Raw genomic sequence first — 13,629 nt, 5'->3', positions numbered from 1 at the left:
ACCCTCCCTATAAAAAAAATTGATTCGTTAGTGATTTCACCTCTTGACACACTTTTAAAAACGAAACCAAAGGAAGTTTTAGAAGGCATCATTGAGCATACAGCAGATAGTTTAATTCGACAAGATTTAAAAAATAAAATTGTAAAGTTATATGACAAAGCACATGTACATTATAAGGACATTGATTTACAAGCTGGTTATATTGAAATAAATAATAACACCAACATTATAAAAGCATTTGGAGTAAAAGATAGTATTGGAAAATATTCTCAACGTCCAATTTTTAAACAAGGATCTCAAGAATCGACTCAAGATTCTATTGTTTTCAATTTTAAAACTGAAAAAGCAAAAATTTGGGGACTTAAAACCGAACAGCAAGGTGTAATAATTAGAGGTGCCGTAAGTAAAAAACACAATGATTCTATTATTTTTATTGAAAACATTAGACTAACAACTTCAGAAAAAGACAATCCAGATTATTACATTGCTATTAAAAAAGCAAAATTTATAAAGGATAGTAAGTTAGTGGCAAGTTCAAGTCAATTGGTTATAGCAGATGTGCCTACTCCTTTAATTTTACCCTTCGCTTATATTCCACTTACAAAAGGACGAACTTCTGGATTTTTAATGCCAACTTGGGGTGATAATAATCAGCAGGGCTTTTTTTTACAAAATGGTGGTTATTATTTTGTGTTAAGCGATAATTTTGATCTTGCTGTTTTGGGAGATATTTACACCAATGGAAGTTGGGGTCTTAGAACAGAATCTGGTTATGCCAAACGGTATCGTTATTCTGGAAAACTTGATTTTAAGTACGAAAGTTTGATTAATAGTTTAAAAGGTTTTGACGACTATTCTGAGGGTTCTAATTATAATATTAGATGGAGCCATAGCCAAGATGCAAAAGCAAGTCCTAACTCTCGATTTTCAGCCTCTGTAAATTTGGGTAGCAGTAAATATTTTAAACAATCTATTAATGAGTACAATACCAATTCATTTTTAAATAATAATTTAAGTTCATCTGTTTCATATTATAAAAAATTTGTAGGAACTCCTTTCAATATGTCTATGTCTGTTACTCATTCACAAAATACGAATACAGAACAGATAACAATGACTTTACCATCGATACAGATAAATATGGATCGTTTGTATCCGTTTGCAGGTAAAAATGGGGCTAAAAACAACGCATTACAAAAAACTGGATTTACTTATTCGCTCCAAGGAGATAACAGAATTAATACTTCTGATGAATTTTTCTTTAAAAAAGAGATGTTTGACAATGCCAAATCTGGAATACTGCAAAATGCTAGTTTAAGTACCAATATGAAGGCGCTTCGATATTTTACACTATCTCCAAACTTAAATTATAAAGAAGTTTGGTATTTTGATAAACTGAGGAAAGAGTTTAATGATACTGAAAATGCAGTAGTAACCGATACCATTAACCAGTTCAACACTTTTAGAGAATATTCAACAGGAATTTCATTAGCCACTACGGTTTACGGAATGGTTAATTTTAAAAAAGGAAAATTAGAGGCCATTCGACACGTTGTCCGACCATCAATTTCCTATAGTTACACACCCGATTTTAGTAGCTTCAATAAAGAATATCAAAAAAGTGCTGACCCAACTGACATCGCTGAATATTCTCCATTTGCAAATGGGATTTTTGGCGGACCGAGTAGTGGAATTTCCAATAGTTTAAATTTTAGTTTAAACAACAATCTTGAAGCAAAATTGCGGCCTAAAGATTCTCTAGAAAAAGAATCAACAAAAATTATTCTTTTAAACAATTTAAATTTTTCTACTTCTTACAATATGGCTGCCGATTCCTTAAAATGGAGTCCTATTTCAGCAAATGCAGGCACCAAAATTTTTAAAGATAAAATTGGAATTAATGTGAACGCCACACTAGATCCATATGGCCTAGATTCTAATGGAAAAAAAATAAACACTTTTAATCGAGATAATGGAGGTAGTTTATTTAGACTAACCAATGCAGGAATTACTATGGATTATTCTTTGTCTAGTAAGGATAATGAAAAAAAACCAAATGAAAATCAACAAAATAATACTGAAAATAATTCAGATGGCGTTTTTGGTGAAAACTTAACTGCTACCAATCAACAAACGGATGATAGCAAAAAAGACGATAAGGTTAAAGAAACAAAATTATATCAATCTACCATACCTTGGACTTTAAGAATTGCATATACATTGAATTACAGCAATCCAAGCAGACAAAATGAAATTTCATCAAATTCATTAATGTTTTCTGGTGATATAGAATTAACTCCAAAGTGGCAGGTTGGATTTTCATCTGGATACGACTTAAAAGACCATGGTTTTACCTATACACAATTGCGTTTTTCACGTGATTTAGATAGCTGGAAACTTAATTTTAATTGGGTTCCGTTTGGAGATAGACAAACTTACTATTTCTTTATTGGAGTTAAATCATCTGTTTTAGCCGATCTTAAATACGATAAAAGGCTGGTTCCAGATAAAAGATTATTTTAATTAGTTTATTAAAAAATAATAGAATTTTTTCTGGAAAAAATGATACTTTCGTTTGAAATTTATACATCATGAAAAAAATAATAAATACTCATCAAGCACCAGCTCCAATTGGCCCATACAATCAAGCAGTATTAGCAGGAAATACCTTGTATACCTCTGGCCAAATTGCTATAAATCCATTAACTGGTGATTTGGAAACAAGCTCTATCGAGGTTGAAACAAAACAAGTAATGGAAAATTTGAAAGCAGTATTAGCAGAAGCTGGAATGACTTTTGAAAATGTGGTTAAAACTTCCATATTTTTAAAAAACATGAACGATTTTGGAAAGGTTAATAGTATTTATGGCAGTTTTTTTAATGAAGAAAGTGCACCTGCTCGAGAAACTGTTGAAGTAGGAAATTTACCAAAATTTGTTAATGTTGAAATTTCAATGATCGCAGTTAAATAGTTCGCTTAAATTGATTTTATTAAGCATTCAGCAGTTGCTGGATTCGTAGCTAACGGTACATCGTGCACATCGCATAATCTCATAAGCATTGCAATATCTGGGTCATGAGGATGACTATTTAAAGGGTCTCTGAAAAAAAACACCATATTCGTTTTACCTTCAGCTACTCTTGCCGCTATTTGAGCATCACCACCATAGGGTCCCGAAAGAAATTTTTTGACTTCAAAACCTGCCTTTTCGGCATTTTTACCTGTTGTGCCAGTGGCAACTAAATTAATTTTTTTAGCAATAATCAATGCTTTAAAATCCATTAAAAACTGAATCATTTCAGCTTTTTTACCGTCGTGTGCTATAATTGCAATTTCCATATATATTCAATATTTATTTTTTTAACGAAGATGAATACTCTATTAAATCAATTAATTTAGTAGCATAGCCATATTCATTATCGTACCAAGCTATAATTTTAAAAAAGTTATCATTTAAAGCCAACCCTGCCTTTGCATCAAACACTGAGGTTCTTGGGTCAGAAACAAAATCTCTAGAAACTACTTCATCTTCAGTATATCCCAAAATTCCTTGTAAATCATTTTCAGCAGCTTTTTTCATTATTTCCTTTATATAACAATACGTTGTTTTTTTCTTCAATTTAACTGTAAAATCAATTAAAGACACTGTTGCAACTGGAACCCTCACAGCCATAGCTAAAATTTTTCCTTTTAATTCTGGTATTATAAGTGGCAACGCAATACTGGCTGAAGTAGATGTTGGAATTAAATTATTTAAAGCAGCTCTTCCTCTCCTCCAATTATCTGAAACTCCATCAACTGTATTTTGACTAGATGTTGTACAATGTATGGTTGTAATAAAACCATTTACAATTTTAAAGTGATCATTTAAAACTTTCGCAATTGGGGCAATACAATTGGTTGTACATGATGCATTTGAAAAAATAGTATCGCTATATTTTAATTTGGTATGATTTACACCCATCACAAACATAGGAGCATCAGAAGATGGAGCAGAAATAACAACTTTTTTTGATCCAGCAGTTAAATGTTTACCCGCTTCCATTTTGGTTGTAAAATACCCTGAAGACTCAATAACAACATCCACTCCAACTTTATCCCAAGCAATATTTTCTGGATTTTTTTGGGTGGTAATTCTAATTGGTTTGCCATTTACAATTAAATATTTTTTTTCAACTAAAATGGTTCCTTTAAATTTACCATGAACAGAATCATATTTTAACAAATAGGCCAAGTGCTCTGCACTAAGCACATCATTGATTGCAACAACTTCAACATTTTCCCTAGCATCTACAGCCCTCAACGCCAACCTTCCTATTCTCCCAAAACCATTAATGCCAATTCTAATCATTTATTTTTAAACTACAAATTAACATTTAAATAGACATTATATCGCTTACTCTTAATAACTCCCAATTTATTTCATGGTGGCTTTTAATTGCAAGGTCTAATTCTGTTGTTTGAACTTCATTATTAATTAATCCAACCATTACATTTGTTTTCCCATCGAGCAATAATTCGACTGCTTTTACGCCTAACCTACTTGCTAAAACCCGATCGAAACAAGTGGGAGAACCTCCTCGCTGCATGTGTCCTAAAACCGAAACTCTAACTTCATATTGAGGCAAATTTTCTTCTACATAATTTGCTAATTCAAAAACATTTTTCCCGATTTTGTCACCTTCAGCAACTACTACAATACTCGATGATTTTCCAGATCTTTTACTTCTTTTTAAAGACTCTAATAAACGATCTAGTCCCATGTTTTCTTCAGGGATTAAAATTTCTTCCGCTCCAGCACCAACACCCGAATTTAAAGCTATAAACCCAGCATCTCTACCCATAACCTCCACAAAAAATAATCGATTGTGTGAACTTGCAGTATCTCTAATTTTATCAATTGCTTCTACAATAGTATTTAAAGCTGTATCATAACCAATGGTGTAATTTGTGCCAAAAATATCGTTATCAATGGTTCCTGGAACACCAATACACGGAAAATTAAACTCCTTGTTAAAAACCATACCACCAGTAAAAGTACCATCACCTCCTATTAATACCAAGGCATCTATCTCAGCCATTTTTAAGTTTTCATAAGCCTTTTTTCTACCTTCAACCGTCATAAATTCCTTAGAACGAACCGTTTTTAAAATGGTGCCTCCTCTACTTATTATGTTACTAACTGCCCTAGCATCTAGTTTAACAAAATCACCTTCAATTAGACCTTGATACCCTCTATAAATTCCAATACATTCTATATTATAATAGTTGCAACTTCTAACTACAGCCCTAATCGCAGCATTCATTCCTGGTGCATCTCCTCCAGAAGTTAAAACTCCAATTTTTTTTATTTTAGCTCCCATTTTTTAATTTATTTTCAAGGCGAATATAATAGTTACCATAAATTTTCAGGATACAATCCTTTTTCTTTTAGTTTTTGAATTTCCATAGTAACATATTCTTTATCTTGCTTATAAGTTACTCCAAACCATTGAGCGTTAGATTTTAAAACCTCCATGGTTGCTTCTTTATTTACAATTACATGGTTCACAACCAAAGGAATAAAAAATTCAGCTTTTAGTTCCTTATAATTTTGATGTAAAAAGTCTTCAAACAATGATTCTGAAATATCAAAATATTTTGGTGTAAAACCAAAAAAGTTCATAGAGACTATAGTTTCATCAGAAATTGGTATAAAATTGCCTTCACTATTTTTATACTGTAATTCTCCATCTATTTTTTCAATGTGCGTTCGTTCTGTAATTCCAGATAAAAAATCATGGTCATTTACCATACACTCTCCTCTTGAAACTGAGCCATATTCAGAAATAGTATTTTTTAATACATATCCCATCATATTAAAATAACTCGAATTTATATCTATTTTTTTTAAGGCATCTGCCATCACTTTAAAAGCTTCTTGGCCATAAAAATCATCTGCATTTATTACAGCAAAATTTTCTTTTACGGCATCTTTTGCCATTAATAACGCATGACCTGTTCCCCAAGGTTTTTCTCTAGTATTGCCTTTATATTTTTCTGGAATAGAATCTATTTCTTGAAAAACATATACTACTTCAATTTTTCCTTTTAATTTATGATCGAAAAATGATTTAAAATCGCTTTCAATATTTTTTCTAATGATAAAAACAACTTTACCAAAACCTGCTTTAATAGCATCAAATATAGAAAAATCCAAGATGGTATCTAACTGAGTTGTAAAGGTATCTAATTGTTTTAATCCGCCATATCTACTGCCTACGCCTGCAGCTAAAATAACTAAAGTTGGTTTGCTCATTTTTGTTGTTTATTTCTGTTTTTAAATTCTAGTAATTTTTGATTTATTTTTAATGAATCTATTGGTTTTAAAACTTGTAAAGTATCTAGTGGTTTTTTCTTTTTTAATCCAAGTTTTTCCAATAATTCTCTTCCATTATTAAAATCTATTTGATAATTTAAACCAACTCCTTGTGTATAACCTTCTTCTTCTTCGGTATATTGAATTTCATTTTGTCTGTTAAAAACGGAAGATCTCAAACTACCATCTTCGTTTAATAAAAACTCAATATTTACTTCTCCAATTACGTTAGATTGCTCTTTTGAGCCAATTGGAACACCGACCTTTCCATTGATAATAATTCGATCGTTAACCTGATAATCTAACGCAAAACCAAATTGATCTTCAATGTTAATATTATCAACTTTATTTCGCTCCCCAACGGTATATACAGGTTTAAATTTAAACTTATTATCGCCCTGATTAAAAATGTTATCAAAGGCATTCGAAAGCATGTCAAACCCAGTTCCATATAACGCCGCATTACTATTTACGCTTAAATCGCTTTCATTGTAAAAACTACCTGAAACCAATAATGAAATGAAATGAATCGTTTTGCTATTTTTATTATTGTTATTCAATCTAAATTCTAATTCTGACGCAACCGTTGAACTAGAATTTGGAATATCAATATCAAATTCACGAGTTGAATTAAATAACTCACCTGAAAAACGGGTAATTAAATCAATTGGAATTTTTCTATTAGAGGTAATATTTTCCAATAGTGATTTTGGATTAGCAGAAACTCTGTAAACCGCCTCAATATCTATTTCAGCCCCAAAAGGATCTCCACTCCAAGATATTGAACCCCCCTTTCTAACCGTAAATGGTTTATTTATAAACCCGCCATATTTAAAATTATAAACACCATTGTCTACATAAAAATCGCCAAACATTTCAAATTTATCTTTAGTATCTACTTCAATCTGAAGGTTTCCGGTACCACTTCCTTTTAAATAACTTCCGGTAGCTTTGTCTAAAACCATTTCTACAATGGCGTCTTTGGTAACTTCAATATTGAAATTAAGAGATATTCCTTTTAATTTTTGAGAAATAAATTCTCTTCGAATATCTTCGTTTTTTCTGGTTTCATTTTTATTGACAAATCGAATTAATTGAGAAGATTCAACTGTTTTTACATCACTTATAGGAATAATAAAATGAGTTCCCTTTTTAGTTTTACCTACAAAATCTAAAACTAATTTATCTGTAGGTCCTTTTATAAAGGCATAGCCTTCCATAAAGGCCGTGCCATAATAAAGAGAATTTTCTTCTTCTTCGGTATTTAAAACAAGTAATCGTTTGGTTCCAACTTTTAAATCTAAAAACCACTTCGAGAAATTAGTATGGCTTAAAGTGCCCGATAATTTTCCTTTGGTTTTATAAAATTCGTCTTTCAATGTTACATCTTCAAAAATAAAACTCTGCTTTTTTAGCTCAACAATACTAGTTCCTTCAAAATTATAATCTACATTCAAATACGGAAAATACATTCCAGCCTCATCTAAAAATAAACTGCCATCCATATCTGGATTGCTCAGTAACCCAGTTAAATGAGCACTTCCATAAACCGATCCTCGAATATTATTAAATACATCTTCTCCAAGCGGACTAAATGCATCAAGTTTAAATTCTTCAAAATCAACAATTACATCTAAAATTGGTTTTTTGGGTGTAAAATCAATTTCTCCAATTGCTTTAAAACTGTCACTTCCATTTCGTTCTAAACTAATATTTAATCCGTATTTTGTTAAGGAATTTTTACCTTCAATAGTCATTTTTAAATTTCCCTGATGCAAATTATTAATATTTAAATTTGCTATTGAAACATTTGCTGTAGGTTGCAACTTTCCTCCCTCTTCTTTATAATTTAATATTCCGTTTACAAGTCCTTTTAATTTCAAACTATCTATTTCTGGGGTAATGCTAGATAGTTTAACATTTTTAAATTTAAAGTTTAAATCTTTATTTTTTGATTGGGTGAATTTTCCATAAATTTCAATTTCCTCACTATCTGAAGTAATCAAAAATGGATTAACAGTGTAGGTTTTTAATTTTGAATCTATAACTACACTATTTTCAAGATTGTTTTTTGGATTAATGGTCCAAGTACTATTTTTAAAAGTGAAATTCGATTTTTGAATTCCAACAACAGATCTATTATCCTTATTAAATGTATGGAAAAACGATAATTTATAATCTTCTGTTTTATTTGTTCCTCCTTTAAATTCAGTTCTAAAAAATAATGTGTCGTTTAGTGTAACATTTACCAAATGCAGGTCTGATATATCATATTGTTTTGTGTTTATTTTACGAACCGTTAATTGGGTATTAAAAAGTGGATTTTTGCTATCTATATATAAATTTAAATCGGTGATAATATTATCGAATGCCTCCATTCTAGGAGATTTAATATTGAGTCTGAACAATTTATCATCTGAATTTATAGTTCCACGAATAGAGGTTTTTGCCGATAAATTAATTTCAGGATAAAAAATTTCAATTATTTTATTGTGAATCTTTATGCTATAATCAAGAAACTGATTTTTAGAAACTTTAAATGGTTTGTAATTAGAATAAATACTTCCAATGGCGTTTTGGGTTAATTTACCTAGCTCAACAAATTTAAAATTACCTTTTAAGTAACCTTCAATAATTTCTGAAGAATTAATTGAAATGGTTCTAGTACTATCTGTAAATTCTGAAACAATATTAAAATCTTTGAAAAAATAATTCCCTTTTTGATTGGTATATAACGAATTTTCAAAATTTATAGAACCAACCAAATCATCTAATGAATTCCCCTTTACGTTAATTAAAATATCTCCTTTAATAAATGAAATACTATCTCGTTTAAAAACATTTATAATATTTAAATTACAGTGGTCTACAACAGTTTTAAAATCGAAGGTGTATACATTTTTAGAAAAATCTGCCAACCCATTAAAATTTAATTTTAAATTCTCGTCATTTACTTCAACTTCACCATTAAAATGTTTATTTTTCACTAATCCATTTAACGTAATATTTTTATAGGTGTATTTATTATACTCAAATTTAGAAACAATCCCTTTTACCGCAGTGTTTATTTTTTCCAAACTAAAGCCACTTCCATCAACATCTCCTTCTACCGATAGTAATCCCATTTGTGAATTATCAATAAAATTTCCGAGTTCAAAATCGGTAATTTTAACATATCCCTTATAAGAAGCATTATCTATATTATCATAATTAATGAGCTCCAAATTAGTTTCTGCCACTCCAATTTCGGATGTTAAAACTGAATTAGTTCGAAGAATATTTTCATCAACATACGTTTTTCCAACTAACGTAAATAATCCCAATTTTTCAAATGAAGCAGGCAAATTTCTACCCAAAACATTGGGTAACATATCAATTAAATTACCATAATTGGAAGTTAAATTGGTAATATTTGCATTTAATGAAAATCCATTTTCTCTATTAAACGAGTTTTTAAAATTAAAATCACCTTCAATAATGGAACCTCCATTAGTATGTAATTTTAAATTATTAGTAACAAAATTGTTTAGATTTCCAGTAATATTTGTTGAAAAATGAATAACATCTCTTGTACCAATTTCATTATAAAATTTCTTTAAATCGGCAAAGGATATAGATGCATTCTTTACCGTTGCATTTAATTTTACCAGATTATTAAAATCAGAAAAATCTTCTCTTTTATAAGAGAATTTAACAGTTGTATTAACTGAAGATGTTTCTGTAAGAAGTTCTGTATTTTTAAAATTCATTTCCTTTTTAGAATATGAAAAATCACTTGACAAACTTTTTACGTCAATTCCTCTATTTTCAATAAATGCAATACCTTCTAAATTTGTTTTAACATTTGGCCCCTCAATTTTAAAATTGTTGGCATTTCCTTTTATTTCTCTAAAAAACAATGGCTTTTCGTTAGCTATATTTTCATCAATTATTTGAACAAAACCGTTTTTTAATTTTAGGTTGGTTGAAGTTAATAAAAACCCAGAAGGTTTTTCTGAAACTTTACCATCATCAAACTTATCAATAAAAATAGTTAACCCATCATCATTTTCACCTTTATAGGTTTTTATAAAAAGCTCAAAATTATTTAAAGAAATTTGTCCAAATTCATATTTTCCGTTCAAAAAATTTCTAAAACTTAGTATTGAAGTTCTTAAATTTTGAATATAAAATAAAGTGTCTTTGTGATGATCTCTTGCCAAAACCTCTTTTAATTGGACTTTACCAAGAATGGAAAGATCCATTTTTTGGACGGTTAAGTCTGTATCAAATTCTTTTTTTAAATAGTCACTGGCTTTCTTTCCCAACCTAGTTTGCACTGGTGGGAGCATTAATAAAACACTTACCACTAATAAAAAAAGTAGTAAATAGGTTAATAACCTTAGAAGTATTTTTATAATTCGTTTGATAAACTCTAAATTTGCATTTTAAACGTCAACATTCGTGCCTTTATTTTTAGTAAATGAAAAATAAATCAATTTATATTCTTGGAATTGAATCTTCTTGTGATGATACCAGCGCCGCAGTATTATGCAACGGAAAAATACTATCAAATGTGATAGCAAATCAGGAAATACACACCAATTATGGCGGTGTTGTTCCTGAATTAGCATCACGAGCACATCAACAAAATATTGTTCCAGTGATACAAGAAGCAATTCAAAGAGCAAATATCGATAAAAAAGACTTAACAGCCATAGCTTTTACACGTGGACCTGGATTAATGGGTTCTTTACTTGTTGGTACCTCATTTTCGAAGTCGTTATCCATGGCTTTAGAGATCCCTTTAATTGCAGTTAATCATATGCAAGCTCATATATTAGCTCACTTTATTGAAGAAAAAAATCAGCAAAAACCACCATTCCCATTTTTATGTTTAACCATAAGTGGAGGGCATACTCAAATTGTGAAAATTACTAATTATTTTGAAATGGAGGTAATTGGAGAAACATTAGACGATGCTGTTGGTGAAGCCTTCGATAAAACTGCCAAAATTTTGGGATTGCCTTACCCTGGAGGTCCATTAATAGATAAATATGCTCAATTAGGCAACCCAAATACATATCAGTTTACAAAACCTAAAATGGATGGATTAAATTTCAGTTTTAGTGGATTAAAAACAGGAATACTTTATTTTTTGCAACGAAACCTAAAAGAAAATCCAAAATTTATTGAAGAAAATTTATATGATATTTGTGCATCAGTACAACGTACTATTGTAGAAATTTTAATGGATAAACTTGAAAAAGCGGTTAAAAAAACTGGAATATCTCATGTTGCAATTGCTGGTGGTGTTAGTGCAAATTTAGGAATTAGAAAATCTTTAGAAAATGCTGAGCTAACAAAAAAATGGACAACCTATATTCCGAAATTTGAATTTACAACAGACAATGCCGCTATGATTGCCATTGTAGGATATTTAAAATATTTGGAAAATGATTTTGAATTTGACAACACCTCAGCAACGGCTAGATTAAAAGTTAGTGAAAGTTAGTTTTGAGTTATAAGTTTTAAGTTTTAAGTTTTAAGTTCTAAGTTAAAAGTTAACATCACCGATAGGAGCGATAGCGACGTGGCAGTCTTATTTTTTTGAGTTTCACAAATTGTTGTTTAATTAAAGCTTAAAACTTAAAACTTAAAACTTAAAACTTATAACTCAACACTTCCGTCCCAAGCTTCTAATAATTCTTTTACTTTTTTAATAAACATCCCACCTAATGCCCCATTTACTACTCTATGATCGTACGAGTGTGAAATAAACATTTTATGTCTGATTCCAATAAAATCGCCATCTGGAGTTTCAATAACTGCAGGAACTTTTCGAACAGCTCCCAACGCTAAAATTGCAACTTGCGGTTGATTAATAATAGGAGTACCAAAAACACTTCCAAAACTACCTACATTAGTAACAGTATAAGTTCCACCTTGTATATCGTCTGGTTTTAATTGCCCTTTTCTAGCTCTATTCGCTAAATCGTTCACTGCTTTGGTCATACCAACAATATTCAATTGATCGGCATTTTTAATAACGGGAACAATTAAATTCCCATTTTCAAGTGAAGCTGCCATTCCTAAATTAATGGCTTTCCGTTTGATAATGTTATCCCCATCTACCGAAATATTAATCATTGGAAATGTTTTTATGGCTTTCGCAACTGCGTGCATAAAAATTGGTGTAAAGGTTATTTTTTCACCTTCATTTTCAAAAAATGAATCTTTAACTTTATCTCTCCATTTTACAATATTAGTAACATCTACTTCAATAAAAGACTGTACATGAGCCGATGTTTGAACAGATGCAACCATATGATGCGCAATTAATTTTCCCATACGGGTCATTTCAATAATTTCATCACCTCCATTCATAGAAGCAGACTCTATAGGTTTGGCTACCTCCTTTGTAATAACAGCGAATGGGCTTTCAACTGCTTTATCAATGTGTTTTACCTGTTCGCTTTTAACTCTTCCGCTTGAAATATATCCTAAAATATCATCTTTTGTAACTCTATTATCTTTTCCTGTTCCAACTAGTTCTTCTAACTCTTTAAGAGACACACCTTCTTTGGCAGCGATATTGCGAACCAAGGGCGAAAAGAATTTATCAGAATCGGAAATTTTAGAAATAATTGAATGCTCTATATCATTTTCAACTTGCAAGATAACTTCTGAAACCTTTTCAGTTTTATTTTCATTTTCTACTTCATTTTGCTCTATAACAACTTCACCAATTGTTTCAACAGTTCCCGTTTCTATAATAGCAATAACTTCTCCTACTTTAACAATAGCATCTACGTCAAACATAATTTCAACAAGTGTACCTTCTACTTCACTTGGCACTTCAGAATCTACCTTATCAGTAGCAATTTCAACTACTGCTTCATCCATTTCAACAGGATCTCCAATATTTTTCAACCAAGTTGTTATGGTTGCTTCTGCAACACTTTCACCCATTTTTGGTAGTCGTACTTCAAATCTTGCCATTATTGTATTTTTTAAAGAACTGCAAATTTACAAAAAAATAAAATTTGATGAGCATTCCTCTTTTTATTATTAGTTTTTAAATTTTTGATTTAATATAAAATTCTAAATTAAAGCAACTTTAAACAACCATAATTTTATTAATACATAGTATATTAACCCGACGGCATTATATCTATAATTATCAAGCTGCATATTGAATATCTTTATGATTGAAATATTTTTGAACTCTATCTGGATTTTGAACTAACATTTGCATATGGTTTTCTAAATTTTCTTTAAGTTTTTCATG

9 protein-coding genes are annotated in these 13,629 nt (G+C 30.2%); 3 read left to right on the top strand and 6 right to left on the bottom strand.

From position 1 onward, the window contains the following. Positions 1-30 precede the first annotated feature (30 nt). Together Q8S45_RS11585 and Q8S45_RS11580 are read left to right on the top strand one after the other, a co-directional pair. Positions 31-2,523 carry a putative LPS assembly protein LptD gene (locus tag Q8S45_RS11585; RefSeq protein ID WP_305604896.1) on the top strand — a complete coding sequence of 831 codons (2,493 nt, stop codon included), beginning with the start codon at positions 31-33 and terminating at the stop codon, positions 2,521-2,523. 68 nt (positions 2,524-2,591) lie between these two features. Next, a complete protein-coding gene (locus tag Q8S45_RS11580) occupies positions 2,592-2,972 on the top strand; it encodes a RidA family protein (RefSeq protein WP_305604894.1) in 381 nt (126 codons plus the stop codon). Positions 2,973-2,977: 5 nt separating this feature from the next. On the opposite strand, the gene Q8S45_RS11575 is transcribed toward Q8S45_RS11580, so the two are convergent. The 5 genes from Q8S45_RS11575 to Q8S45_RS11555 are packed head-to-tail and all read right to left on the bottom strand — an operon-like array spanning position 2,978 to position 10,690. Beyond that, the gene (locus Q8S45_RS11575) at positions 2,978-3,340 is read right to left on the bottom strand and encodes a methylglyoxal synthase (protein WP_305604892.1); all 363 of its coding nucleotides are present in this window, start codon (positions 3,338-3,340) and stop codon (positions 2,978-2,980) included. A 13-nt stretch (positions 3,341-3,353) separates the two neighbouring features. After that, positions 3,354-4,352, bottom strand: a complete 999-nt coding sequence (gap, locus tag Q8S45_RS11570; protein ID WP_305604890.1) for a type I glyceraldehyde-3-phosphate dehydrogenase — start codon at positions 4,350-4,352, stop codon at positions 3,354-3,356. A 25-nt stretch (positions 4,353-4,377) separates the two neighbouring features. Continuing rightward, entirely contained in the window at positions 4,378-5,364 is a 987-nt protein-coding gene (gene pfkA, locus Q8S45_RS11565) for a 6-phosphofructokinase (protein ID WP_305604888.1), read from the bottom strand. A gap of 32 nt (positions 5,365-5,396) precedes the next feature. Further along, entirely contained in the window at positions 5,397-6,299 is a 903-nt protein-coding gene (locus tag Q8S45_RS11560) for a sugar phosphate nucleotidyltransferase (protein WP_305604886.1), read from the bottom strand. Then, positions 6,296-10,690, bottom strand: a complete 4,395-nt coding sequence (locus Q8S45_RS11555; RefSeq protein WP_305604884.1) for a translocation/assembly module TamB domain-containing protein — start codon at positions 10,688-10,690, stop codon at positions 6,296-6,298. Before Q8S45_RS11555 ends, Q8S45_RS11560 begins: the two co-directional genes overlap by 4 nt. Before the next feature lie 131 nt (positions 10,691-10,821). Here Q8S45_RS11555 and tsaD point away from each other — a divergent pair, with 131 nt between their 5' ends. Further along, positions 10,822-11,853, top strand: a complete 1,032-nt coding sequence (tsaD, locus tag Q8S45_RS11550) for a tRNA (adenosine(37)-N6)-threonylcarbamoyltransferase complex transferase subunit TsaD (protein ID WP_305604882.1) — start codon at positions 10,822-10,824, stop codon at positions 11,851-11,853. A 155-nt stretch (positions 11,854-12,008) separates the two neighbouring features. Here the strand turns inward: tsaD and Q8S45_RS11545 are convergent, their stop codons facing one another. Then, positions 12,009-13,340: a dihydrolipoamide acetyltransferase family protein gene (locus tag Q8S45_RS11545; protein WP_305604876.1), complete on the bottom strand. Its 1,332-nt coding sequence runs from the start codon at positions 13,338-13,340 to the stop codon at positions 12,009-12,011. Positions 13,341-13,629 lie beyond the last annotated feature (289 nt).

The organism is Lutibacter sp., from assembly GCF_030692605.1.
Lineage (GTDB): Bacteria > Bacteroidota > Bacteroidia > Flavobacteriales > Flavobacteriaceae > Lutibacter.
The sequence above is the reverse complement of the archived record's forward strand: the minus strand, read 5'-3'. Positions and strand labels throughout refer to the sequence as shown.